This window comes from Klebsiella sp. CN_Kp106, from assembly GCF_040064575.1.
GTDB classification, from domain to species: Bacteria; Pseudomonadota; Gammaproteobacteria; order Enterobacterales; family Enterobacteriaceae; genus Klebsiella; species Klebsiella michiganensis.
The window spans coordinates 38,898-62,225 of the sequence record NZ_JBEAIG010000055.1 but is presented as its reverse complement, the minus strand read 5'-3'; the positions used below and the strand labels follow the sequence as shown (position 1 = coordinate 62,225).

Below are 23,328 nucleotides of genomic sequence, written 5' to 3'. Positions count from 1 at the left end.
TCAGGTGACCGGGATCATCACCACGTTGCGCCAGGCCTGGCGCTGGTTAATCTGCTGATACCAGCGCTGCAGGTGCGGGCGCGGTTGCCAGGTTTTCACGGTCTCCAGCAGGTTATAAATGAACGGCGCGACGGCGATGTCGCCGAGGCCGAAGGCGTCGCCTGATAGCCACTGATGGCGCGACAGTTCGTCATCGAGAATGGCGAACAGGGTCTCGCAGGTGGCAATACCGGCTTCAATCGCGGCGGGGTCGCGTTTTTCCGGCGGGGTTCTCACCAGCCCCATTAAAATCGGCCGATGGGCCGGCGAGAGCGAACCGTTGGCCCAGTCCATCCATTTCTCTCCCTGAGCGCGTTCGGCGGGCGACTCCACCCACAGGCGATCCTGACCATACTGCGCGGCCAGATAGCGGATAATGGTGTTGGATTCCCAAAGCACGATATCGGTCGTCTCATCTTTCAATAGCGGTACCAGCCCATTGGGATTCATGGCCAGATAGGCCGGATCGTGATTCAGACCGAACTCCAGGCCTGCCAGAATTTGCTGATACGGGAGGTCGAGTTCTTCCAGCACCCAGCGCACTTTCTTCACATTGGTCGAGTTATTTCTGCCCCACAGCGTAATCATATCCGCTCCTGCTTTTTATTTCGCCGCCGTTGCGGCGTAGTGAGCATTCATGTTGGAATAAAGTTAATATTCCGGCAAGTGATTTTATTCTGCTGAAATTAAACGCTTTTTATACCCACTACCTTGCGTTTGGGGCACCCTTGGGACACAACGTCAGAAAAACTACTGTTCAGCATTTCCACCTGGTTGCGGTCCATCTCTCCAATCCACTTCGAGTAGATTTCATAAACCATCTTCGCATTCTCGTGGCCCATCTGTCCGGCGATGAAAGACGGGTTAGCTCCAGCAGTTAAAAGCCAGCATGCGAAAGTGTGGCGCGACTGGTAAGGACGTCTGCTCCTGATTCCCGCCTTCTTTAATCCAGCCTCCCAACTATACCCCAGAGACTGAGAGCCATAATACTTCGTTTCCCCGCGCCAGTTTTTGGGGGGGATAAATACGAACCGCAATTTTTGTTGTTCAGTTAACCCATGCTCACGATGATGAAAAGTGATTTCGGTTTTGCTTAATGCGCCAGTTAGCTTGAATTGTTCGCGTAGAGCATTCAGCGCAGGTTCAAGTAGGGTTACAGTTCTGATCCCCGCTTCGGTTTTGGGTGGCACAAACAGGCCCTCATTCGTCTGGTTACGCCTGACGTGAAGCTCACCCTTATCAAGGTCCACATCCTCCCAGGCTAAAGCTGTAAGCTCTCCATGCCGAAGACCAGTAAAGATAGCTGTAGTCCAGAGCAAAACATACCGAGGAGATAACGTTTTGATGAAACCTTCGTACTCACTCTGTAGAAGCGGATCCGGGTCTCTCCTGGAGCGCTTAAGCATCTTTATACCTTCGTGAGGGGTATGCTCGATAAAGCCGCTCAGGTTCGCCAGCTTGAGCAACGCAGTCAGGTTGTTCATCAGGCCGTTGACCGTGGATACAGCGCGACCTTTTCTTTTAAGCCAGGGCGCGTGATCGCTAAAGGTGTTACCAGTTAATAGCGCGTTCCTGTAATTCAACAGGTCGGTATGCTGAATATCCGCAATATGCGTATTACTTCCAACAATAGCGCAAAGCGTTGCTATACGTGATTCTGCGCCTCTGTATGACGCAGCTGAGACCTCAAGCTTTTTGGCATTAAGATAAACTTTGCACAATTCACCGAAGGTTTTAATTTTTTGTGTTGTGGTGAATTTTTTAAGCGCCTTTGATTCAGGAAAGTGCTTTGCATAGTCAAATTTACCTTGCTGAATCTCACTCATGATTAAAGCACGGAGATTGCCCGCTTTTTTTATATTGCTATTTGATACAGTCCAGCCCCGCAAAACTTCGCGGCAACGTATGCCGCGATATAGAAAGCTAATTCTTATTCCTTTCCCATGCAGCTCTACGCCAGCAGGCATATTCATTATGTTTCCCCGACAAGCCTATTAATCCTGGTGTAGTTGTAGAGAAGCGTTACCCTTCCTTCTGAAGCTTTTGGATCTGGTGGGTGCTTCTTATAATGAATGCCCTCGATCCATCTCCCCTCCCGGTAAGATTTAATTTGCCGGGGAGTCATATACATCTTCGCTACAATTCCCTTTTCCATCACCCATTCATCTTCTTGAGTAATATCGGCCATAAATAACCTCATGGCCGGGAAACTATAATCAGTTCCCCGGTTTAATGTTGATTATTGGAAATCATTAAATTTCTACAGTCGTATCATGCAATTTATGTGATAGCGCCTTTCACAGCCAGAAACGTACCCATCGCTTTATCAACAATCTTTGTGTTGTGGTATTTGCTGATTGCCCAGGTGATAGCGAAGAGAATCCACCGGAAGTGGCTGGTATACGTTTTAAATGTCAGTCCATCGCAAACATCCCATGCACTCCAGCCCTCTGGCCAATCAGCATCATAAACAGCCTGATAAGCCTCCCATTCATTGTTGAACCCAGTCCGGCACAAGTTGCGGACGATTTCGCGTACCACTGCTTTGTCGCTATCCGGTGTATCGTCATCGTCGTCCCAGTCGTCATCATCTTCATGCTCCGTGCTTTCGTCGTCCTCCAGGTAATCACTTAGAGACTCTTTCAGGCTTTTGCAGAACGCATCGTGGTCATACTCTTTTGCCAGCATTTCACGTGCCGAACATCCAGCGCCAGCCTCTAGCTTTTCAGCCCAATAATGGGTATTGATTCCACCTTCCCAGGCGCCAAAAAAGTCGAACATGTCCGCGATGCGACTGAATGTCCAGGTTCCCATGTCGCCGGTTACGGTCAAGTAACCAGGCCAGGTGATAACGTCGTAGTAGTAGCAAGAATTTTCCGGCTGCTGCATGCGCAAGTGGCGATACAGTCCATCGTCACGGATGATTTCCAGGCGGTGAAATGCTGTATCGATTAAAAATCGTGAGTCAATTTCGAAGAAACTCATGCCGCACCGCCTTCAACGCGTTTGAACTCGATAACCCAAACCCACGGGTTGGAATTCCATGATTCTTTGCCGTAGATTGATTTCCAGAGGGTTACGAATGAGCCGCGGGCGCTCAATTGATGCTGCGTCCAACCTGGCTGATAGTGCTGCCAGAATCCCCCTCGTAGTTTCGCTACTCCTTCGGCCTGAGCATCGCGCTCGCTGATAGCGTTTAATCGCTCCATACGCACGTCGGTGATTTCCAGCAGAATGCGGCTTGCTGCTTTCGGCATATGAATGGATGGCTTCCAGCACGAACGACCATCTTCATAACCATCGTCATCACCCCAAGTAAAATCACCATCAGCTGCATAAATGGCGTGGCCAGAGTAATAGCCATTGCCAAACGGCATTTCGTGAATGGCTGTAGCCGGTCGGTCTGGCGTCCATGGTTGGATTCGACCATCCTCATCCAGTTCGTGGCTGACGACTCCCCACGTCTCGCGCACCCAAATTCGATCGTCTGGCTTGCCAAATGCGCTGTTCAGATAGTTGCCTGCCGACAGTTCCCCGGCCAGTTCATTGCCAGCCAACTCGCACCCAAGGTTTTCATCATGTACAGGGAATTTCACTGGGCGCCGCGTCTGCGTCTTCCGGCCGTCGAGGATGGCACGCACCATTTCTCCATTAAAAATCATTCCACGCTCGATCATCGTGAAGCCTCCGACTGAAGAGCCTTGTATGCACGCAATACATGGGTTGTTTTCCCGGAAATAACCGTTTTTAAAATAAAGAATCCGCTACGCTTTGAACGAACGGAAGGAGCCAGGAATAAAGCAGTATCAACGGCGCGATTGTGTAGCCGGAATTCGAATACCGTACTTGTGACAGTCGCGGTTGCTATTACACCTTTATCAATAAATTCTATTTTCATATTTGTCATTTCCTTTTGCAGGATTGCTAACTGAAACTGATTTTATTTATTCCAGAACGAAGGCCGTAATTGGGCTGTTGCTGGTCTGGTTGGTAATGAGTTTCGGAAAGAAGATTTTGCAGCCGTAAGTGTTTCTTTCTTCTTTTGCTTCTCATTACACACAGGGCAGTAATAGGCTTGCTTACGGTATGCACCCTTTCCGATGGGGCGATACTGCAACTCTTCGCGTGCAAAGGAGCCGCCGCAGCTGTAGCAGTGGAGTGTTTCGGTTTCCATATTTATTCCTGTATTAAGGTGTGTGGATACCTGTCATTTAAGGCATTAATTCATTTATTCGATAATTAAAATGAAACTTTGGTATTTACTTTATATTGACCTGTAAGCAAGTCAGCATCGACGGAAATTAAATCTCCGTACAGGTCATAATTTAAAACAACATCACGAAATTGAAGTCCGGAAAGTGAATCCGTGCGACCACAAAACATATGGTCTTCTTCGTGCTTTGCTGCTTCATGAATATCTTTTATTGACGCCATGGCATCAGACCACATACCACTGTTACCAATAAATTGCGCAATAGCGAGTTTGCTTTGAGCTGCTTTAACCATCGGGTTGCTTTGCAGAAAATTAGTCATTAAACACCCCCGTAACATGCAGAATTTTGATAATGGTCGCTGACCAGGCAACAAGGCTGATGGCCAGAACAATAACCAGTGAACGAATGCCATTTCTGCTCATACACCACCCCAGCACTGAACGCTTACCGAAGCGACCGCAAATAAAAATGGAACAACCTTCAACCAGAACCGGCGCCATGCTGGCTTGTCTTCGTCTCGAATCATCTCCTTTCCCTCATGCGTGTTGAGTACCTAACAGGCCTTGCAATGCAGTGCCGGGTGCCTCCCGGTGATACCAGCCAGTTAACAACTGGTACCGACAGCTTTTTTTCCACCCCACTCTTCTTAGAAACGAGTGTTACCGCTTAACTGTGCCGCGTGCGCCTAGCCGCATTCACTGCATTGCAAAGTCTGTTGATTTTTAGCCTTCAGGCGGCCAACCGAACGTTTTTTTCTTGCCAGTCACTGTGCAGTGATTGGTTTGGATGGGATAAACTTAGAATAACTTAAGTTTTCAATCAAGATTTATTTTGTAGAAAAACTTAAATTTGAGGGTGTGAGAAAGTAACCCATTGATTAAAATGGATTACTTAAAATTTGGAATGAGGTTACTTTTTCGAGGCGCGCTTTCTGACTTTTAGTAATTCTTCGAATCGTTGGTTGTTCATCTCTACGCGTGCTCGCAACTCATTGAGAAATCCTTCTCGATCAGAATCAGGAAGGGCATCAAAAAGCCCGAGCAGTTCTTGCTGTTCCTCCGATAACTCTTTTTCCTGGTGCGGAATAGGCTCACCTGGAATCTGGTCATCATCACCATAAAGTAACCACGTTGGATTGCATTGCAGACCACTGCTCAAAGCAAACAGCCTCTTACCAGCTGGCTGGGTTTCATCCCTTTCCCACTGGGAGATTGTGACGTGCGAAACCTTGACCAGCTTAGCAAGAGCGGACTGAGAGAGTTTTAACTGTTTTCGCCTTTCAAGAAGGCGCGAGCCAAAGGTTTTATTTTCCATCATTAGAGAATTCTAAATTTTCTTGACTTAAGTTTCTCTACGATCAAATATCCTTAGGAAAACCTAAGGAGATGAGCCTGTGTTTAAACAAGATGCAATCAATTACTTCGGCAGCAAGTCGAAATTAGCCAAAGCTGCGGGCGTAGCCCCCGCGTCAGTTTCCGTTTGGGGTGAACTCGTTCCTGAAAAAAATGCGATGAGACTGCAACTAGCTTCTGAGGGAGTCCTGCAATACGACCCTGAAGTTTACGATCAACATGCTAAAGCAAAACGTTCTGGTGAGGTGAATCATGAAAATCAGGCATGAACGCATTCGCGAGGCCATGAATGCCTGGGCGCTTTATCCTGGTGGCCGTAAAACGCCTGTATCGGCTATTGTCGACGCGTATTTCTCCATGGGCATGACTAAGCCAGAGTTGTATGACGAAAGCCACCCTGACGCACTGAGCCGCAATATCCAGAAGATTTACCGCTGGGTTGAAAGTGATTCACCTGCATCAATCGAAAAAATCGCGCAGCTTCTCCCGGCAATTGAACGGGCTATGCCGCCGTTACTGCTGGCGCGGGTGCGTAGTTATTACTCCGCAACTTTCCGGGAACTGCTTCACCGCAAACAGCGTGTCGACGACGAAATGGAAGCGCTGTTCGGCGCAATGATTGCTATCTCTGACCGGATTGCTGATGGCGGCCCCTCCGGTAACACGCTGATTCACTAAGCGAGGTTCAACCATGCGTAACCAGTCTGCTGCTGAATTGATTGCTCGCCTGAAACGAGCGTATCCGGCGTATGAGCCGTCTGAAGGAGATTGTGCAGGCACTGGCATTCCTAAGGCCGGTTCTCGCTTCCAGCACAGACACAAAGGCCACATGGTGACGGTACTCACAGCGACAGAGAAAGATGTTTCCTACCGCAAAGCCTGCGGGGCTGTTGGCTGGGTGGGGTTGAGAGAGTTTTTACGGCTACACAATGAGGTTTCGGAATGAACAATCAGGTGTTTGAAATTGTTCAGGCCATGTCGGGGCAGGGGAACTGCATAACGATCCCCGGACCGTATCTGGATTTCTTTGCAGGAGACAGGCAACAGTATTTGCTGGCGGCCATTCTCAATCAGCTGGTGTTCTGGTCTGGCAAGTCGAGTCTGGAAAATGGCTGGTTTTACAAAGAGCACGCAGCGCTTGCCAAAGAGATTCGCGCCAAAGATGGCGACGTGGTCAGAAAAGCAATGTTCAAGATTACAGAGCAGTACCTGGCGGGGGTTATTGAGGAAGAGTTACGGCAGGTAAGCGGCACTCCGAAGAAGCATTATCGGGTCGATCAGGAGGCGCTAATCGCCAAAATATTCCCGCAAGGGGGAAATTCAAATAACCCATTGAAAAATATGGATACGGCCCAAGAGCCGAATGGAAACGGCTTAAGAGCCGAATCGAAGCAAGTGATTGAAAGTGATGGAAACGGCTCTCAAGCCGAATGCATTCGTCCCAAGAGCCGAATGGAAACGGCCCAAGAGCCGAATCCTGGAAACGGCTCTCAAGCCGAATCCTATCTCTATACAGATCTTAAAAACAGATCACTACATACAGATCATAAAAACCACGCGGGAGAGATTCTTCCTGTGGATAACTTTGCAGAGTCAGGACGTGAACCGGTCATCCCGGAAGCAAACATTCCTGACGCTACCGAAGACAGTAACCTGGCTACCGATAACGACTTCGATCTCGCGATGTGGTTCTGGTCGACCATCATCGAGATGTACGAACGCGCCGCCGAATTTGACGGCTGTCTGGCAAAGCCGAAGGAACCAAATTTTGTTCGCTGGGCACAGGCCGTTCGTCAGCTGCGCCAGGAGCACGGCTGCAGCCACGACCAAATCCGCACCATGATTGAGCGTATCCAGCGCGACCAGTGGTGGTGCGGAAAGGTTCAGGACATGCCGACGCTACATCGTAAATGGCCTGAGTTGGTGCTGAAGTTGTGCCCGGTAAACCTTGCTGTCGGCAGTAACCTTGGTTTTAGCGGCAAAGTTCAGGCAGATATTCCGAAGGGTTTCAGGGGCTAAGGAGTTTTTACAGTGAAAACAACCAAATCCAAGAAAACACAATACAGCGGTGAAATCACGATGATCGAATTTCTCAAGGCCAATCCTGATTTGACCACCAGAGAAATCGCCGTTGCACTGGGTCGCGGTATGTCGTCGGTCGGTAATCAGCTTCGCCAGTTACACGGAACGGGTCAGATTACCCAAAGCGGCATGCGGAATGGCGCAGCAATGTGGATCTTCAACGATATGCCGTTTGGCTGCGCGAACCGGCTTCGGGCGATGTTTGAAAGCCTTCTGAGGGAGTGTCGCGGGGTCGCTCAATGAAATTACAGAAATGCCCTGATTGCGGCGCGTTACCTGAGTACCACTGGAAAGATTATACGTTTGGCTCTTGCTCTGGCGCACTGAAATGCCCCTTTGACCATTACCGAGTCCAGCAAAGCTACTGGGCTGGTGGAAAGAACAAAGCCAGACATGCTCTGGAACAAAAATGGGCGGAAGCGGTGAATAAAAAAGAGGTTAAAAATGGCTAAAAACTCAATCGACGCTTACGGCGCCAGCGGCAAAACGAACGTTTTAACGTTCAAACCGGAAAGTTTGCATCTGGTTACCGATAAAGCCCATCCCCTCTACGATGAGCGTATCCACCTGCCTATCAGCGAGGCTATGGTGCTGAACATCATGGACCAGGGTGTTTTGGAGCCGATTATTGTGTGGAAAGACCCGGAAACGGGGCTGTCCTGTGTGGTCGATGGCCGTCAGCGTGTCCGCCATACCCTGGAAGCTAACAGGCGTCTGGCAAAAGAGGGAAAAACCCCACTGCTGGTTCCGGCTGTCACTAAACGCGGTTCTGCTGTTCGTATGGCGCAGGCAATGGTCAGCGCAAACGAAATCCGCCAGGCCGATACACCGCTGGGCCGAGCCAAAAAGATGGCTGATGCACTGGAGCGCGGGCATGACGAGGAAGACCTCGCGCTGATGTTCGGCGTCAGCGTCCCCACTGTACGCGCTACGCTATCCCTTCTGGATGCCACTCAGGCAGTCAAAGACGCGGTAGAGTCCGGCACAGTAACAGTTACCCAGGCGCGTCAACTGGCATCACTAAAACCCGAAGAACAGCGGGAAAAGGTAGCCGAAATCGAAGCGGCGACCGCTGGCACTACTGGTCATGAAAAAGCGCGTCGTCAGCGCCAGGTTCTCGGCGATAAGAAACCGCGCCTTAAAACTCGCAAAGAAATCACAAAAGCCCTTGAAGGTGCCAGCGGTGAATACGCTGATGCTCTGCGCTGGGTGCTCGGGGAGGCTGTATGACTATCACACTACAGGCAGTAAACGAGCTCATTCAGTCGCTGGAGTCTGCGGGCGAGCTGTCGATTAAAGAGACAAAGGTTATGGCGCTGGCGAAAGCGTTTAAGCAGCTGGCTGCGGAGAATGCACTCAGGCAGGAATTCGTCAAAATCTGTTTCCGCGCAGCAGCAGACGGCGCATCGCTGGATGGCTCAGATATTCAGGAGATAGGTGAGCGCCTCGGGCTGTTTGGTCGCGAAACATACCAACCGATGCTGCACGGGTATATCTGTGGTCATGAGGCTGGCGAAGATAGCGTGTATGTGATGAAAAGCGCGCCAGCCACCGATCGCATCGTAGCCGGGATTAAGGCTGATGGGGTGGAGGAGTTCGTATCCAACACCGTGCATAAGATTTTTGATGAAAGCGAAGCAGTATCAGCTTTGGCTTACCTTTCCTTGGCTAATTCACACGTGAAGCAGCTGCGCGAGGGGGCCGACAAATGAGCAAGTCATACATAGTGATTCTGCAATACCTGTGGTGCAACGAAACTGGCGGAGGCATTGAATACACCTCTGACTGCGTCAAATTTGATAAACGCGATGAGGCTATCAGGCACGGATTTAAGCTGCGTGAAAGCGACGATTTCAACATCGGAGTTATCGAGGACGGCAAGTTGATTTCGTTTGACTGGATGGATAAGCCGGTTGGTGAAAGTGAAGACACGCTGGCACAGATTGCCGAGCTAATTAGTCTGGAGGATACAGAATGACTGATATCACCGAACTGGCGCAGCGTATGAAGACTACTGCAGAGAAAGCGACGCAGGGCGAATGGTGGGCCGACGAAGTTAAAAACGAAGGATGCTACGGGTCTGGCGATGACTGTGTGGAGGGATTCACCTCATACGCAATCTATGGCCCTGACGGGCAAACCCTCTTTGATTCGCTCAACAGTGGCGCCACCTGCATCTGTGAGGAATACGACGGCGAGGGGCATGTGGCATGGGATGAGACAGCGCAGCGTAATGCCGAATTCATCGCTCTGGCTAACCCTGCCAACGTTCTCGCGCTGGTAGAGGCGCTGGAGAAGGCGCAGGAGACGATTGCATTTCAGCAAGGAGAAATTAAAGCGCTTTTGTCATCGCTGGAATCCCGCACCGTCACCGTGAAGCTGCCGCGCCCTGGGTTCATCACCATCTCAGGTGAGCGCATGGCCGTTTATTTGAAAGGTGATGTTGATGCAGCAATGTTGGCTGCAGGCATTAAGTGGAGAAGTATTGATGAACGCTTAACGCATGAAGAGTTAGAATCACTATACTTGGCGATGAAATCACACTTCGAGGTTATGGCTGAATCCGCTTCAGAGGCTGAGGTTATTGAATGCAGCCAGATAGTAAGAGCATTGTGTGAGTTACAGGAACGCCGCACCGCAATGCTCGCAGTCGCTCCACAGGAGGTGAAATGATGGACTCTTTACTGGAAGACACCTGCAAGCGTGTCATTGAGCTGGAAGGTCTGCTGCTGGTGGTCGTTGTATAAACCCGCTGTTGCGGTTTTTTTCTTTCTGTTAGCACGCTTCGGCAACTTTGTGCCGCCACCGTTCGTTGAGGTACTGGTGATGGGCAATTTTCCTGAGTTATGTCAGAAAAGGGACGCAGCCGCATGATGTATTAAAAAGCTGAGATTGCAACTGTATCTGAAATTGTTGAATTAAATTCATGTGGTGCGCTTATTAATATGTGCTTTAGTTTAAATGATTTGGAAACTTCTCAATTTGAAAATAGTTGAATCTTTACTCCATTAAAGCTGCTATTGTCTCCTGTAAAATGGAACCATCAAGTACCGGAGCCTTCTGTTACTTGATTTTTAAGTCTTTTACTTAGGGATGACTGAGGATTTATCATGGCAAATGATTCACGAGGAAATGAGGTGGTTTTCAACCGCGCATATCTAAACTTGTGCTCTAAGAATAAGAATTTAAGTACATTGGTTATAGCCAGAGAGTTTAAGGATGATAATATTGTTGGATGTTTTTCTTTTGGCCTTAAAAAACTAATCGATATTGAGTCAAAGTGTTTGTTTTTGCGCTATAAGTACCCATGGCCAGATTTTGAAATTGAACTGGTTAAAAATAAAGGCGGTGATTACGAGTTCATGCTTTTTCATAATGATTTTCTTAAAGGTAGTGAGGTTTAAGTTAGTTATAACGATTTTTTTAATCAAATCGGATTTAATTTAATTGTTTATGTTAGACATTTTTTACCTTGAGCTTGTCTAAGGATAACATTCGAAGAGTGTCGCACGCTTGCCCGACTACTTTAATCGAACAGTTTTGATGTCACTGCTCGATTAAATTTGGCCATTACGTAATCATATAAGGTCTCGTCAATATGACTTGTTTTACCACTCATGAGTTGGGCGATTTTTGTTTACTGTGACCTAAGACTCTGTCTCTCTTTAGAGAACATGACTAAAAAACCCCATAGATTCAACCCGCTACGGTGGGTTTTGTTTTCCCATGACTGATAAAAATTAACGTTTTGTGCTCTTAAGATATTGCTCATTCAGTGAGTTAGGTGTACTGTGTATTTATACAGTGTTTAGGTGGGTGATACTATGAGAATCGAAGTAACCATCGACAAGACTAAAAAACTGCCAGAAGGGGCCATTCCCGCCCTTGAAGTTGAATTGCTGCGCCGTCTTCATCAAAACTATGAAGGCTGCAAACTAAATATAAGGCGCTCAAGTACTGACGGGTTGACCGTTCTGGGTGGTGCTGACGGCGATAAAAAGCGCATAGAGCAAATCCTGCAGGAAACGTGGGAAAGTGCCGACGACTGGTTTTATTGAGCGGTAAGTAAGTGGCGGCTATGCCGCCATTGTTAACTTTTTACGCCATCTTTAGCGCGGTTATTTTTAGTGCAGTAACTCGTTGGCCGTGTTCGTTGCAGGTGGAGTGTTTCCAATGAGGTATTTATGGAAATACCGGATGATTTATTTCCAGGGTTTAAAGAGCATGCCGGGCCTGTCCTTGTTTATGTAAAAAACGGCGTGGTCGAAAGAGGCTTCCCGCTCCGTAAGGATGAGTTTGTCACCTCGCTCAGATCCCTTGATGAGGCTCGTAAAAAGGCTGGGCTTCCCCCTGTAAGTCAGGATTAAAATTAGTTATATTAATCACGGGCCTGAACAACCCTTCTTGCTAGTCACTGTGCCACGGAGAGAAACCGATGGCGCAGAAGCTACATACTCAAAAGTTGTACCTCTTTATACCGGCTATCACCAACGCTGGTGTTTCCGTTTGTCTGTCGCGCCAAGGCGGTGCGATATGAGCAAATCCAAAACAAAAGCTGAAAAGCTTCATCTTAGCCGCGTAGCCGCTCTTGGCTGCATAGTTTGCCGCAACCTTGATTACGGTGAATCACCCGCTGAAATACATCACTGCAGCTCTGGCACTGGCTTATCTGTCCGCGCTGATAACTTCCATGTCATTCCTCTTTGCCACGCCCATCATCGCACTGGTGGTTACGGCGTTGCTATTCATGCCGGCCGTAAATCATGGGAAGAGAAATTCGGTACTGAAAGCGAGTTGTTGGCGCAGGTTCTGCAGGAATTAGGGGAGACCATCGCATGACTAATCCTTACTGCGAATCTCTCACAGCCCTTCGCAACGCACCATCACATTATTTAAAAGAGGTTGGTGACCAGTGGCGAACGCCGGATCCGCTTTTCTGGGGTATCAACGCGATGTTTGGTCCGTTGATGCTGGACCTGTTCGCTGATGACAGCAATGCAAAATGTCCTGTCTGGTACACCGCAGAAGATAACGCGCTGACACAGGACTGGTCGGAAATGCTGGACTCAATTGGTGGTGCTGCATTTGGTAACCCGCCTTACAGTCGCTCTCAGTACCATGAAAAGCAAGCTATCACCGGCATGACTCACATCATGAACTACGCAGTTGTGCAACGAGATAAAGGCGGTCGCTATATTTTCTTGGTGAAATCTGCAACGAGCGAAACCTGGTGGCCGGAAGATGCGGATCATGTCTGCTTTATCCGCGGGCGAATTGGTTTCGATCTGCCTGTCTGGTTTAAACCCGCCAACGACAAACAAAGGCCGACCAGCGCGTTTTTTGCTGGTGCCATAGCTGTATTTGATAAGACCTGGCGAGGCGAGAAATTCAGCTACATCAACCGCACCGAACTGGAAGCGAAAGGCCACGCGTTTATGGCGCTGGCGCAGTTTGCCATTGATAAGAAGGTGACCGCATGAGCCGTGACGCAATCGAGCGGATCCGCTACCGCTGGAAAAAGCTTCGTCTTTGCCGTCATCGCGGCACTGTATTAGTTGACTACCGCATCCTCAAAAACTTTATACGCACCTGCCAGATCCGGGGAGAGACAGCATGACTCCAATGCAACGCCGTAGACAAAATGCCGCTATGTCAGAAGTCGCGGTTGCCACGCATAAACGATACCTCGGACGCCCAGAATTGCTTACCGGTATTCAGTCTGCCTGGATTAAATCCCTGCTCACTGTCTGGGGGGAGAGTCTACGAGGTGCTACTTTTCCCCGCAAGCCTACAACGCATTCATGCTGGTGGGCCATCAAAGGGGTCAGATGGTCAGACAAAGCTCTGGAGCGTTTCACTGCTGCGCTTGAACAGGCAAGGAGGGAGGGATTTCGCGGGCCTAATGCCCTGAAGAGGGCTCAGATAATTTTATGGCCAAAGCCAGAGACTAGCGTCATAGACAGCGCTATCAGTGATGATGATGCTGATTTTGTGGAGAAATGCGTGCTCGATGCCTTTGATGTTAACGACCCTGTTTATATTGTTGGGCTGAGCTATTACACGACGAGAAAAAAAATATCTGATATTACCAGGGAGCTTCAGAAGATAGCCCCATGGCTGACGGCAGACCAGGCAAGAGAGCGCGTGAAATGGTGCCTTAAGATATTTCAGGGAAGGGCATTTCTATCTGCACGCAAAAACCTGAGGAGTTAGGTTTTAGCTTTTTGTGCTCAAGGTTCATTTTATAATTGATTTTCACCCAAAAGTTTAGATAATCCATTCATGCTTGGCAGAGCTGCGCCACGATGGCAGCGATGAGAAGCGACAATTTGAATATAACGAGAACCCCGCCAATGCGGGGTTTTTGCTTTCCGGCGATACGACAGGGGTATTCGCGAGATGCATTGCATCAGTACCCCTGTCACATCGTCGTAGAGCATTGAAACGAGTTTCATCAGATGTTAAATTTTTGGTGTGGTGAATCCCCCTATGCGGAGGGGCATTGCCAGTCTGATATGTTTTTTTGCGCATTGCGAGTCGTCTGTGGACTGGCGGCGACTTACCGGGAGGCACCCGGCACCACACCTAATAAAAAATGATGATAGCTGTAAGGCCCACTTCGGTGGGCTTTTTCTTTGGGCAAAAAAAAAGCCCGCATGGTTTCATGCAGGCAAGGCAGTTACATTTAGATTTTGTCCCGGTATATGTTTTTTTGTCCGGAAGTTGAAAGATACTGTCTTGACTACTTTTTGTAAATAACGGATTCAAATCACAAGGCCATGCATTTGCGTGGCCTTGTGATTTGTGCCACCAGAGCATCATTCACTCTGTGCTTTGTCGTTAATCCATCTGGCGGCCATCCTAAAGGACTATCTGCTGAGTTCTTTTTTCAGAGGTTGCATTTTCTTCAGTACCTCATCTGAATTAGTGACTGAGAAACCCGTCGGGAAAAATAGCATTCCATCGGATGGATGTTCATCGTGCCAGTGCTTCGTGGTGGCCATCGTATGAGCGTCGAGATAACTGGTGTAAGCATCAAGGAGAGCGTTTTTCCTGCGCCTCGGGGCGTAAGGTAGCAACTGGTTGAAATCAGCATCGCTGATAAGCCTGAATGGATAAGAGCCTCCTTCAATAGCCTCAATTTCGCTTAGCAACTTTCCCCGCAGTGGTGCGGAATGCTTCCTGAACTCTGCCTTACGTGACGAATGGTTACTGATTAGTGACGGAATAAAGAGCCCTAGCAGTGTCAGTATCACTCCGATTACTGAAATAATTTCCATGAGATTTCCCTATGCCTGATTTTGTTTATTCAGTATTACCCGTGGTGGGATTCGGTTTTTCTTGTTTTGGTCTTGGATACATCCTTGGCTTCGTACGCGGACGAGACTGAACAAGAAGAATAAATCCGTCTGAGAGGGTGGTGAACCCTGATATTTTTACAGTGATTTTTGGTGGCTGTCACCTGGCGGCCATCCTATTTTCCCCTCGTTCTGAGAGGATCCACAGCAATAGAGGGGGCTAAATGTCCGATCCTGTTTCTGCCACAACGATAGCAGCTGGTGGACTGTTCGGCGCCAGCCTATTCGGCCTTGCAACTGGTATTGATTACGGCGTGGTATTTGGTGCGTTTGCTGGTGCGGTGTTCTATGTCGCAACGGCGGTGAATATTAGCCGCATAAAGCTGGTGGGCTATTTTATCACTTCATTCATATTCGGTGTGATTGGTGCTCCTCTGCTGGGGTCGTACTTCTCAAAGTGGACTGGTTACAACGACAGGCCGCTTGATGCACTCGGAGCGGTAATCGTGGCAGCCATAGCCATTAAGTTGCTGACGTTCGTAAACAGTCAGGACCTGGGTAGCCTGTTTGGGATTCTCTCTCGCTTACGTGGAGGAGGGACAAGCAATGGTAACAAGTGATCCGAGCGCAATCATCAATGCGGTGATATGCGCTGTAATTGTTGTTGCGTTGATGTTCTACCGGCGCGACGGGTCAAGACACCGCCCCATGATATCGCTGATGGCTTACTTCACTGTGCTGGTTTACGCCAGCATCCCTTTCCGTTTCCTGTTTGGCCTGTACGAGTCATCCCACTGGCTGGTGGTGCTGGCTAACATTCTTATCTGCGGCGCGGTTCTCTGGTTCAGGGGGAATGTGGCGCGACTGGTTGATGCACTGAGGCACTGATGAATAAATCACAATTCCAGAAGGCGGCTGGTATCAGCGCCGGGTTAGCTGCGCGCTGGTTTCCGCATATTGATGCTGCGATGAAAGAATTCGGCATCACTGCTCCACTCGACCAGGCGATGTTCATTGCCCAGATGGGGCACGAGTCAGGAGGCTTTACCCGGCTGGTGGAAAATCTGAACTATGCAGCAGATAGCCTTGTGCCTACGTTCGGTAAACACCGTATCACCGCCCAGCAGGCCGCCGCACTCGGCAGAACGGCAACACAACCAGCGAATCAGCGAGCAATCGCTAATCTGGTGTATGGGGGCGAGTGGGGAAAAAAGAATCTCGGTAATCAGGTTGCCGGTGATGGCTGGAAATATCGCGGTCGCGGACTGAAACAAGTTACGGGCTTGAGCAACTATCGCAGCTGCGGACAGGCGCTGAAGCTTGACCTTGTTACCCAGCCTGAGCTGCTGGAGCGAGATGATTATGCCGCTCGTTCAGCCGCATGGTTTTATGTTTCCCACGGTTGCCTTCTTCATTCCGGTGATGTTGAGCGCGTAACCCTGCTTATTAACGGTGGCCGCAACGGTCTGGATAAACGCCGAGCGCTGTTTAACCAGGCTAAATCAGTACTGATGTGAGGTCGCTATGGGCATTGAAATGATTATTGGTCTGGCAACTGCGTTACTGGCCGTTATCGCTGGCGCATTTGGGTTAGGCCATTCACGCGGAACCAGCAAGGCAGAAGCCAAAGCAGAGCAGCAGCGTATCGAAGAGAACGCTGCGGCCAGCATTGCCGCGGCAGAACGTAAGGCGGAAGTTACGAAAGGGGCCAGTGATGTACAGCAGACTGTTAGCCATATGCCTGATGACGATGTTGATCGGGAGCTGCGCGAAAACTTTACCCGCCCCGGTGGTGGTTGATACCGCCTGCAACTGGGTGCGGATTATCTACCTGACTGACCACGATATTGACGTGCTAGATAAGCAGACCAAGCGCGACATTCTGGCTCACAACAAATCAGTGCTGGCCAACTGCCCGCACCTAACCGAAAAGGCTACGAAATGAGTGAAGCAAAACCGCAGGACGGCACCACAGTAAAGGGCTACCGCACATTAACCACGGGCGACATTGAGCGCATGAACCGCCTCAAAGGTGTCAGCCGGCATTTTTGCAGTCTGCTCGATACTGAGCGAGAGGTTGCAACGGCTGAAGTTGTCAAGCGTGGTAGTCAGGCCGAAACCGAGAGAGCAGAGGCTTTGCGCTGCATGGCTATCGCGCGCACCAAAATGCAGGAAGCCTGTATGTGGGCATGCCGCGCGGTGGCTCGCCCTGACGCTGATTGCTAACACAACTTGCGAAAAGAAATCCACCGAAAATAAGTCAGTCGATGCTTGATGATTAGCAGATAGTCTGCTAACGCTATCGTGATAGTATTTCAGCGGAGTTTATCTATTAAAAGGAATGCGCGATGTGGACGTACTGATTGACAGTGCTTTCGAGGGATATCTCTTCCTCTTACTGGATATGTGGACAGTTTTAATTGTTGCTTTCGTCGGGTTGGCTCTGTCATTTTATGGCGTGCAAATGCGTAGAACTGCCGTCACCTTCTTTCTGCTTGCTGCGATAATCGGGACTGCTGGTTCGATCTATACTTAAATGTAGATTGCAGAGAATATGCAGAAAGTCAACCCGCAATCCAACGGTGGCTATTACTGCGGTTACTCGTGTCATATGCCCTGACACACATAATTTGAACCCAGGTCGCCAATGGCGGCCTTTTTTATTGCCAGAAGCAGGAGAAGAAGCATGTTAACAGTAAAAGTGATGTCGCCTGGTGGCGGTGAAGAAATTCATTGTGGACTGAGCGTTGGCTTCAACCCCAACCAGCAGAGTATTGCCGTATCGGGAATGGACCAGAACGTATTCCTGAAGCAGGGAGAAGTGGCCTACGTGATGAACGCAAACGGCAAGACCATTTCACGTTACGAACACCTGGAACGACAGTAGGCATTACAGAAGCTCTTCAGCGAAGGGCTTCGATAATGCTCCCCACATCGCATAGAGGTACGACATGGTCGAAATCACCGACGCCCAGCAGATTCGTCTGAACCTGCTTTCAACTCTGAACTACGACACCGCGGCGGCAAAAGTCGCTGTAGAATTTGTTCAGGACAGTCCGCTTAAGTACCAGTTATTCATCCAGCAATACAGCCGTGTCACATCAGAGACCGAAGTGGTAGCAAAGACGATGAAAGCAGTACAGGAAGCAACTGAAGCGCTGCCGCTCTTCGATACCAGCGCTGAACAGTCCAGCTAGTGAATTACAAGGCGTTTTCACGGCAGAGCGGCTGGTGATGCTATCTCCGCCGCACAACAATATTGCTAGCCATTCTGTGAAGCGCCGCGACAGCGATCACACTGATTTTTATTCACTAAGATAAACCCTGAGGCTAAAGTGTAATCTCCACTTATGAAAAGGAGATTAGGATGTTAGAGCGTTATATTTCACAAACCGATGCTGAACAAAACAGATTAGAAGTAGTTAAAGCTGCGCTTGAGATAGCTAAGGCCGCTGTAGGCGCTACTGGAGCGAATAGTGGTATTAAGTCAGGACATGACTTAGATAATGTTATCAATAAAATCGACCAGTTGGCTGACGCTATTCAAGCAGCCATTCAAAAGAAATAAAGATAAGACTCTCACAGCATTCATAATTCTCAATTGTGGTGAATGCGCAGGCTGATGCGCAGCGCGTGGATGTGAAGCGAAGCTAGTTGCGCCGTTGGTTCCCAGCTAAGCGCCAACGGAATGCCGGAGATCAGCACCGGCCACCACAACCCATTTAAGCTACCAGCACCCGCTGGTAGCTTTTTTATTGGAGTGAATATGGCATCCAGTTCACCCTGGCATCATCTCTATAACACTAAAAGGTGGTATCGGCTGCGTTATCACCAGCTTCAGAAGCAGCCACTCTGCGAGTTTCACCTCCGACGAAATCAGGTGATATCCGCAACCGTTGTTGATCACATCAAACCTCACAAGGGCGATGAAACCCTCTTCCACAACCCGGACAATCTTCAATCGCTATGCAAGCGCTGCCACGACTCGGCTAAGCAACGCATGGAGAAGGGCGGAACGGTTACCGAGTTCGACAATGAAGGCAGGGTTATCTGGTAACAGGAGCACGCAATGCAAGACCTGAAGATTGAATACCAGTATGGCAAGCTGGTGGAGCTGAGCATTGATGGTGTGAGCTTTCTTTCTGCATCCGCCATCTCTTTCAGTCATACAGCAAACGAGACGCTACCAACGATCATCCTGACAATGTCTGTCGGTGTCGGTGAGCGCCTGGAGTCCCCCAGTCCTCCCCGTGAAAACCTGCGGATCATCGAGAAATGATAGCTTTTCTCATTATCAGCCCGACAGGGTGGGGGGAGGGGTAAAACTCTGGCGGCAATCGTAAAAAGACCGCGCCTCCAGTTTTATTTTCAAAAACGTCCAGAAAAAAAGGAAAAAAGCGATGGCACAGCGAGGCAGAAAATCTCTTGCCGCGACGTCGGCTGTGTCGCTTCCGGCTCTGGCTGAAAGCAGGCTGCAGCCCTCGTTACATCTTAGCGATCCAGAGATAAACGTATGGATCAGGCTGGTTAACGATAATCCGGCAAGTTCATTTACTGAAACCCATCGAGACATGATTGAAATGTATTGTCGCCACGTGGTACAGGCCAGATTGCTTACTACTCAGCTTGAAGCTTTTGAGCTGGAATGGTTGTCTCGTGACGACGGGTTAAAACGTTACGATAAACTTCTTGGAATGCGCGAACGTGAGGTTCGGTCGGCATCTTCTCTTGCAACACGTTTGCGCATTACCAGACAGGCTACAGCCGATCCCAAAACTGTGGGCCGGGCAAATAACAACCTTGCCAGAGATAAGAAGCCCTGGGAAATTGAATAAGGCTCTTCGATGGCTAAAAAAAATCTGACAAGGGCCGAAAGAAATATCCTCTGGTGCGAAAGAAATATCGTTATCCCGGAAGGTAAGTTCGTCGGCCAGCCCCTGAAAATGGCTGAGTTCATGAAGGACGACTTCAGGGCTATTTTCGACAACAAGCATGGGACCCGGCGCGCCATTATCAGCCGCGGGCGCAAAAACGCAAAAACCGTTGAAACCGCGATGCTGATGCTGCTCTACCTGGTGGGGCCGGAGGCTGCACCGAACTCGCAGCTGTATTCTGCTGCGCGCTCGCGTGATCAGGCGGCCATTCTTTTTAACCTGGCCTCCAAGATGTGCCGGATGAACCCGGTACTCATGCAGTACGTGGCTATCAAGGATTCAGCAAAAGAGATTCACTGCCCTGAATTAGGCTCTTATTACCGCGCATTGAGTGCCGAAGCTACCACGGCCTATGGTTTCTCGCCGCGATTTGTCGCCCACGATGAACTCGGACAGGTGCGCGGGCCGCGCGACCCCCTGTATGAAGCACTGGAAACCGCAACCGCTGCTCAGGATAACCCTATTTCGGTAATCATCAGCACCCAGGCACCTGATGCGAACGACCTGCTCAGCCTGCTGATTGATGACGGGCTGACCGGAGCTGATCCGCGAACGGTTGTCCGGCTCCAGACTGCGCCGGAAGATATCGATCCTTTCTCTGTTGAAGCCATCAGACTGGCAAATCCGGCCTTCGATGTTTTCATGAACCAGAAAGAAGTGCTGGATATGGCCGCCAGTGCCAAGCGATTACCGTCGCGCCAGGCTGAGTTTGAGAACCTTGTTTTAAACCGCAGGGTAGAAGCGAAAAGCCCGTTTGTGAGTCAGACCGTCTGGCATATGAACAAGGATGAACCCGGCGAACTGGCTGGGGCTACTGTCTGGGGTGGTCTCGATCTTTCCAGCGTGTCGGACCTGACCGCGCTGGTTCTCAACACAACACAGGGCGATGTGCACTGTAAATTCTGGCTGCCCGAGGAAGGGCTGGCGGACAAGGCGCGCAATGATCGCGTGCCCTATGACATCTGGGCGAAGCAGGGCTGGTTGAACACGACGCCCGGAAAAGCCATTGAGTATGCCTTTATTGCCCGGGAGCTACGGCGCGTTTTTGATATCTGTAACGTCAGGGTGCTGGCGTTCGACCGCTATAACATGCGCTTCCTTCGCCCGCATCTCATAGACGCTGGTTTCACTGAGGCAGAGCTTGAGCGATTCGTCGAGTTCGGTCAGGGATTCGTTTCGATGTCGCCAGCGCTCAGGGAGCTGGAGGCAAAACTGCTCGGTGCGCAGCTCAAGCACGGTAACCATCCGATCCTCGAAATGTGCGCTAAAAACGCCACGGTAATCACTGACCCTGCCGGTAACCGCAAGTTTGTGAAAGGCAAGTCGAGCGGACGTATCGACGGCATGGTAGCGCTGGCGATGTCTATCGGCGCGCAGACCAGTGATGAGGTAGAGGAGCAGGGCGACGTTAATGATTTCATTTACAACTTTTTGAGCGTGTAAAAATGGCAGATACCGATTACAGCATTGACCTGCGGACGCGATCGCCATTCTGGGCGCGCATGGCCTCTATCCTGACCGGCGGCCGCCTGGTAACACCCGATAAGGGTTCTCAGATGGCGGGTACGTCAGCGCATGGTGTGGTTGGTGATTCTGTTGTTACTGATGAGCGTAATATGCAAATCAGTACGGTGTGGGCCTGCATAAGGCTTATCTCAACCGTAACAGCATCTTTACCACTCGATGTTTATCAGACCAGGAATGATCAGCGCACAAAGGTGGACAACGATCACCCCCTTGCGAAATTGCTGAGATTCCGTCCCAACAACTTCATGACCGCCCTTGAATTTCGCGAAGCAATGACTATGCAGCTATGTGCTTACGGCAACGCCTATGCGCACGTAGAGAGAAACAGTGTTGGTGACGTGATCAGCATGGTTCCACTGATGAGCGCCAACATGGAAGTGCGGCTCAGCGATAACGGTAAAAACATTATCTACCGTTACCAGCGGGACACTGAATACGCCAATTTTTCACAGAAAGAAATTTTTCACCTCAAAGGGTTTGGCTTTAATGGCCTGACTGGTCTGTCGCCGCTGGCGTTCAGTGCGAAGTCTGCTGGTGTGGCTATCGCGATGGAAGATAACCAGCGCGAGTTCTTCGCAAATGGCGCGAAGTCTCCGCAAATTCTGATGACTGACGGCAAAGTACTGACGAAAGAGCAGCGGGGCCAGTTGGAAGAAAACTTTAAGGAGATTGCTGGCGGCCCGGTCAAAAAGCGGCTTTGGATCCTTGAGAGTGGCTTCACCACGCAACCTATTGGGGTTTCGCCTCAGGATTCAGAAATTCTGGCAGCGCGAAAATTTCAGGTCGCCGAACTGGCGCGATTTTACGGCGTGCCTCCACATCTGGTCGGAGATGTGGAAAAAACCACTTCCTGGGGATCGGGTATTGAGCAGCAAAACCTGGGCTTTCTACAGTATACCCTCAAACCCTACCTTGATCGGTGGGAGTACAGCATTGAACGCTGGCTGGTCAAGGAGTCAGAACAGGGCGTGATTCACGCCGAGCATAACCTCGACGGGCTGTTGCGCGGTGATTCAACAAGCCGGGCATCATTTATGCAAATAATGGTCAATACCGGGATTCGCACCGTTAACGAGGTACGGCGCCTGGATAACCTGCCGCCGCTTCCCGGAGGCGATGTGGCGACACGTCAGTCGCAGAACGTACCCATTACCGATCTCGGATCAAACAAAGAGCCCCGCAATGCCGGGGCTTAATTTTTATGGGGGCTATGATGCCTGATATTCAGAAGACGCTGGCTTTCGACCAGACCGAAATCAAATTCATCGGCGACGGCAGCAAAGGAACGTTTGAAGGTTATGCCTCGGTATTTAATAACACCGACTCCGATGGCGATATAATTTTGCCTGGAGCATTCGCAGGTGTAGTGGCCAACCAGAGCCGTAAGGTTGCGATGTTCTTTAACCACCAGACGCGAGCTATCCCGGTCGGCAAATGGGATGCCATGCAAGAAGACGAAAAAGGTTTGTTTGTCCGTGGACAGCTTACCCCAGGCCTTAGTCTGGCTGAAGACCTGAAGGCTGCCATGCAACATGGCACAGTTGAAGGGATGTCAGTGGGATTTTCAGTTGGTCCTGATGATTACACCGTCGGCACTTCCGGCCTCATCTTCAAAAACATCTCTTATCTCCGGGAAATCAGCGTCTGCACTTTTCCCTCCAACGAACTGGCAGGCGTAACTGCCATGAAAAGTATCGACGGAATTAAAACCATTCGTGACGCGGAGGCCTGGCTGAGGGATTCAGTTGGTTTGACCCGCGCTGAAGCGCAGGCATTTATTGCCCGCGTGAAGTCCGCAGGCCGGAGCGAGTCCGGTAGCGGCGACATTGACGCGCTGGCACAGCGCATAACCTCATTTGCCGCTAATCTGCGGAATGCATAA

At 49.9% G+C, this 23,328-nt stretch carries 42 protein-coding genes and 1 pseudogene; 32 read left to right on the top strand and 11 right to left on the bottom strand.

Annotated elements, in window-relative coordinates:
- The 10 genes from ABLU96_RS19305 to ABLU96_RS19260 all read right to left on the bottom strand — a co-directional run bounded on the left by ABLU96_RS19305 (position 1) and on the right by ABLU96_RS19260 (position 5,567).
- On the bottom strand, positions 1–627 hold the full coding sequence (locus tag ABLU96_RS19305) for a glutathione S-transferase family protein (protein ID WP_032748870.1): 627 nt from the start codon (positions 625–627) through the stop codon (positions 1–3).
- 98 nt (positions 628–725) lie between these two features.
- On the bottom strand, positions 726–2,012 hold the full coding sequence (locus tag ABLU96_RS19300; RefSeq protein WP_233932856.1) for a site-specific integrase: 1,287 nt from the start codon (positions 2,010–2,012) through the stop codon (positions 726–728).
- A complete protein-coding gene (gene xisR / locus ABLU96_RS19295; protein ID WP_004111685.1) occupies positions 2,012–2,227 on the bottom strand; it encodes an excisionase family protein in 216 nt (71 codons plus the stop codon). Before xisR ends, ABLU96_RS19300 begins: the two co-directional genes overlap by 1 nt.
- Positions 2,228–2,319: 92 nt before the next feature.
- A complete protein-coding gene (locus tag ABLU96_RS19290) occupies positions 2,320–3,024 on the bottom strand; it encodes a hypothetical protein (RefSeq protein ID WP_042944712.1) in 705 nt (234 codons plus the stop codon).
- Positions 3,021–3,716 carry a hypothetical protein gene (locus tag ABLU96_RS19285; RefSeq protein WP_233932857.1) on the bottom strand — a complete coding sequence of 232 codons (696 nt, stop codon included), beginning with the start codon at positions 3,714–3,716 and terminating at the stop codon, positions 3,021–3,023. Before ABLU96_RS19285 ends, ABLU96_RS19290 begins: the two co-directional genes overlap by 4 nt.
- Positions 3,713–3,937, bottom strand: a complete 225-nt coding sequence (locus ABLU96_RS19280) for a hypothetical protein (protein ID WP_233932858.1) — start codon at positions 3,935–3,937, stop codon at positions 3,713–3,715. The genes ABLU96_RS19285 and ABLU96_RS19280 overlap by 4 nt, the downstream gene beginning before the upstream one ends.
- Positions 3,938–3,979: 42 nt before the next feature.
- Entirely contained in the window at positions 3,980–4,213 is a 234-nt protein-coding gene (locus tag ABLU96_RS19275; RefSeq protein ID WP_142298648.1) for a hypothetical protein, read from the bottom strand.
- Positions 4,214–4,278: 65 nt separating this feature from the next.
- Positions 4,279–4,572 (bottom strand): hypothetical protein, encoded by a 294-nt coding sequence (locus tag ABLU96_RS19270; protein WP_233932859.1) that lies wholly within the window; start codon positions 4,570–4,572, stop codon positions 4,279–4,281.
- Positions 4,565–4,675: a hypothetical protein gene (locus ABLU96_RS19265; protein ID WP_233932860.1), complete on the bottom strand. Its 111-nt coding sequence runs from the start codon at positions 4,673–4,675 to the stop codon at positions 4,565–4,567. The genes ABLU96_RS19270 and ABLU96_RS19265 overlap by 8 nt, the downstream gene beginning before the upstream one ends.
- A gap of 487 nt (positions 4,676–5,162) precedes the next feature.
- Positions 5,163–5,567, bottom strand: a complete 405-nt coding sequence (locus ABLU96_RS19260) for a helix-turn-helix domain-containing protein (RefSeq protein WP_025108070.1) — start codon at positions 5,565–5,567, stop codon at positions 5,163–5,165.
- 79 nt (positions 5,568–5,646) lie between these two features.
- Between ABLU96_RS19260 and ABLU96_RS19255 the strand changes: the two genes are divergently transcribed.
- The 16 genes and pseudogenes from ABLU96_RS19255 (at position 5,647) to ABLU96_RS19180 (ending at position 13,900) form a co-directional block, all read left to right on the top strand.
- Positions 5,647–5,874, top strand: a complete 228-nt coding sequence (locus ABLU96_RS19255) for a Cro/CI family transcriptional regulator (RefSeq protein WP_009653783.1) — start codon at positions 5,647–5,649, stop codon at positions 5,872–5,874.
- A complete protein-coding gene (locus ABLU96_RS19250) occupies positions 5,858–6,283 on the top strand; it encodes a toxin YdaT family protein (RefSeq protein WP_009653775.1) in 426 nt (141 codons plus the stop codon). Before ABLU96_RS19255 ends, ABLU96_RS19250 begins: the two co-directional genes overlap by 17 nt.
- Before the next feature lie 264 nt (positions 6,284–6,547).
- A complete protein-coding gene (locus ABLU96_RS19245; RefSeq protein WP_233932861.1) occupies positions 6,548–7,624 on the top strand; it encodes a hypothetical protein in 1,077 nt (358 codons plus the stop codon).
- A gap of 12 nt (positions 7,625–7,636) precedes the next feature.
- On the top strand, positions 7,637–7,930 hold the full coding sequence (locus ABLU96_RS19240; protein WP_004111716.1) for a hypothetical protein: 294 nt from the start codon (positions 7,637–7,639) through the stop codon (positions 7,928–7,930).
- Positions 7,927–8,139 (top strand): hypothetical protein, encoded by a 213-nt coding sequence (locus tag ABLU96_RS19235; RefSeq protein ID WP_196575465.1) that lies wholly within the window; start codon positions 7,927–7,929, stop codon positions 8,137–8,139. The genes ABLU96_RS19240 and ABLU96_RS19235 overlap by 4 nt, the downstream gene beginning before the upstream one ends.
- Positions 8,132–8,917, top strand: a complete 786-nt coding sequence (locus tag ABLU96_RS19230; RefSeq protein WP_265824454.1) for a hypothetical protein — start codon at positions 8,132–8,134, stop codon at positions 8,915–8,917. Before ABLU96_RS19235 ends, ABLU96_RS19230 begins: the two co-directional genes overlap by 8 nt.
- The gene (locus tag ABLU96_RS19225; protein WP_233932863.1) at positions 8,914–9,399 is read left to right on the top strand and encodes a hypothetical protein; all 486 of its coding nucleotides are present in this window, start codon (positions 8,914–8,916) and stop codon (positions 9,397–9,399) included. The genes ABLU96_RS19230 and ABLU96_RS19225 overlap by 4 nt, the downstream gene beginning before the upstream one ends.
- On the top strand, positions 9,396–9,665 hold the full coding sequence (locus ABLU96_RS19220; RefSeq protein ID WP_233932864.1) for an antitoxin: 270 nt from the start codon (positions 9,396–9,398) through the stop codon (positions 9,663–9,665). Before ABLU96_RS19225 ends, ABLU96_RS19220 begins: the two co-directional genes overlap by 4 nt.
- A complete protein-coding gene (locus ABLU96_RS19215) occupies positions 9,662–10,360 on the top strand; it encodes an ead/Ea22-like family protein (RefSeq protein ID WP_233932866.1) in 699 nt (232 codons plus the stop codon). The genes ABLU96_RS19220 and ABLU96_RS19215 overlap by 4 nt, the downstream gene beginning before the upstream one ends.
- Before the next feature lie 437 nt (positions 10,361–10,797).
- Entirely contained in the window at positions 10,798–11,091 is a 294-nt protein-coding gene (locus tag ABLU96_RS19210) for a hypothetical protein (RefSeq protein WP_004111726.1), read from the top strand.
- 420 nt (positions 11,092–11,511) lie between these two features.
- Positions 11,512–11,745 (top strand): DinI family protein, encoded by a 234-nt coding sequence (locus tag ABLU96_RS19205; protein WP_004111728.1) that lies wholly within the window; start codon positions 11,512–11,514, stop codon positions 11,743–11,745.
- 126 nt (positions 11,746–11,871) lie between these two features.
- Entirely contained in the window at positions 11,872–12,054 is a 183-nt protein-coding gene (locus ABLU96_RS19200; protein WP_004111729.1) for a hypothetical protein, read from the top strand.
- Between the two features lie 166 nt (positions 12,055–12,220).
- Complete coding sequence (locus tag ABLU96_RS19195) at positions 12,221–12,526, top strand: Ref family recombination enhancement nuclease (protein WP_004111731.1); 306 nt, start codon at positions 12,221–12,223, stop codon at positions 12,524–12,526.
- Positions 12,523–13,164: pseudogene (locus ABLU96_RS19190) on the top strand (phage N-6-adenine-methyltransferase); the annotation flags it as partial. The gene ABLU96_RS19195 and the pseudogene ABLU96_RS19190, both read left to right, overlap by 4 nt.
- Positions 13,164–13,304, top strand: a complete 141-nt coding sequence (locus ABLU96_RS19185; protein WP_009653799.1) for a YlcG family protein — start codon at positions 13,164–13,166, stop codon at positions 13,302–13,304. The pseudogene ABLU96_RS19190 and the gene ABLU96_RS19185, both read left to right, overlap by 1 nt.
- Positions 13,301–13,900, top strand: coding sequence for a hypothetical protein (locus ABLU96_RS19180; RefSeq protein ID WP_057173860.1), 600 nt, complete (start codon positions 13,301–13,303; stop codon positions 13,898–13,900). The genes ABLU96_RS19185 and ABLU96_RS19180 overlap by 4 nt, the downstream gene beginning before the upstream one ends.
- 656 nt (positions 13,901–14,556) lie before the next feature.
- Here the strand turns inward: ABLU96_RS19180 and ABLU96_RS19175 are convergent.
- Positions 14,557–14,967, bottom strand: a complete 411-nt coding sequence (locus ABLU96_RS19175) for a hypothetical protein (protein WP_042928127.1) — start codon at positions 14,965–14,967, stop codon at positions 14,557–14,559.
- 242 nt (positions 14,968–15,209) lie between these two features.
- On the opposite strand from ABLU96_RS19175, the gene ABLU96_RS19170 reads away from it, so the two are divergent.
- The 16 genes from ABLU96_RS19170 to ABLU96_RS19095 all read left to right on the top strand — a co-directional run bounded on the left by ABLU96_RS19170 (position 15,210) and on the right by ABLU96_RS19095 (position 23,328).
- Positions 15,210–15,605, top strand: coding sequence for a phage holin family protein (locus ABLU96_RS19170; RefSeq protein WP_004121584.1), 396 nt, complete (start codon positions 15,210–15,212; stop codon positions 15,603–15,605).
- Positions 15,592–15,873 (top strand): phage holin family protein, encoded by a 282-nt coding sequence (locus ABLU96_RS19165; RefSeq protein WP_017145564.1) that lies wholly within the window; start codon positions 15,592–15,594, stop codon positions 15,871–15,873. Before ABLU96_RS19170 ends, ABLU96_RS19165 begins: the two co-directional genes overlap by 14 nt.
- Entirely contained in the window at positions 15,873–16,502 is a 630-nt protein-coding gene (locus ABLU96_RS19160; protein ID WP_103815345.1) for a glycoside hydrolase family 19 protein, read from the top strand. The genes ABLU96_RS19165 and ABLU96_RS19160 overlap by 1 nt, the downstream gene beginning before the upstream one ends.
- A 7-nt stretch (positions 16,503–16,509) precedes the next feature.
- Positions 16,510–16,785 carry a hypothetical protein gene (locus ABLU96_RS19155; RefSeq protein WP_348862719.1) on the top strand — a complete coding sequence of 92 codons (276 nt, stop codon included), beginning with the start codon at positions 16,510–16,512 and terminating at the stop codon, positions 16,783–16,785.
- On the top strand, positions 16,736–16,930 hold the full coding sequence (locus tag ABLU96_RS19150; protein WP_348862728.1) for a hypothetical protein: 195 nt from the start codon (positions 16,736–16,738) through the stop codon (positions 16,928–16,930). The genes ABLU96_RS19155 and ABLU96_RS19150 overlap by 50 nt, the downstream gene beginning before the upstream one ends.
- Positions 16,927–17,211 (top strand): hypothetical protein, encoded by a 285-nt coding sequence (locus ABLU96_RS19145; protein WP_075912901.1) that lies wholly within the window; start codon positions 16,927–16,929, stop codon positions 17,209–17,211. Before ABLU96_RS19150 ends, ABLU96_RS19145 begins: the two co-directional genes overlap by 4 nt.
- A 115-nt stretch (positions 17,212–17,326) precedes the next feature.
- A complete protein-coding gene (locus ABLU96_RS19140) occupies positions 17,327–17,521 on the top strand; it encodes a hypothetical protein (protein WP_220138176.1) in 195 nt (64 codons plus the stop codon).
- A 150-nt stretch (positions 17,522–17,671) separates the two neighbouring features.
- Positions 17,672–17,872, top strand: a complete 201-nt coding sequence (locus ABLU96_RS19135) for a hypothetical protein (RefSeq protein ID WP_004136199.1) — start codon at positions 17,672–17,674, stop codon at positions 17,870–17,872.
- 64 nt (positions 17,873–17,936) lie between these two features.
- Complete coding sequence (locus ABLU96_RS19130) at positions 17,937–18,182, top strand: DUF2560 family protein (protein WP_070596267.1); 246 nt, start codon at positions 17,937–17,939, stop codon at positions 18,180–18,182.
- A gap of 170 nt (positions 18,183–18,352) precedes the next feature.
- Positions 18,353–18,553 carry a hypothetical protein gene (locus ABLU96_RS19125; protein ID WP_075912856.1) on the top strand — a complete coding sequence of 67 codons (201 nt, stop codon included), beginning with the start codon at positions 18,353–18,355 and terminating at the stop codon, positions 18,551–18,553.
- A 198-nt stretch (positions 18,554–18,751) separates the two neighbouring features.
- Positions 18,752–19,042, top strand: a complete 291-nt coding sequence (locus ABLU96_RS19120) for an HNH endonuclease (RefSeq protein ID WP_075912855.1) — start codon at positions 18,752–18,754, stop codon at positions 19,040–19,042.
- A 12-nt stretch (positions 19,043–19,054) separates the two neighbouring features.
- Entirely contained in the window at positions 19,055–19,264 is a 210-nt protein-coding gene (locus ABLU96_RS19115) for a serine acetyltransferase (protein ID WP_075912854.1), read from the top strand.
- A 121-nt stretch (positions 19,265–19,385) separates the two neighbouring features.
- On the top strand, positions 19,386–19,820 hold the full coding sequence (locus ABLU96_RS19110) for a hypothetical protein (protein WP_075912853.1): 435 nt from the start codon (positions 19,386–19,388) through the stop codon (positions 19,818–19,820).
- A 9-nt stretch (positions 19,821–19,829) separates the two neighbouring features.
- Positions 19,830–21,362, top strand: coding sequence for a terminase TerL endonuclease subunit (locus tag ABLU96_RS19105; RefSeq protein ID WP_075912852.1), 1,533 nt, complete (start codon positions 19,830–19,832; stop codon positions 21,360–21,362).
- A 2-nt stretch (positions 21,363–21,364) separates the two neighbouring features.
- Entirely contained in the window at positions 21,365–22,642 is a 1,278-nt protein-coding gene (locus ABLU96_RS19100) for a phage portal protein (protein WP_075912851.1), read from the top strand.
- A 17-nt stretch (positions 22,643–22,659) separates the two neighbouring features.
- Positions 22,660–23,328: an HK97 family phage prohead protease gene (locus tag ABLU96_RS19095; RefSeq protein WP_075912850.1), complete on the top strand. Its 669-nt coding sequence runs from the start codon at positions 22,660–22,662 to the stop codon at positions 23,326–23,328.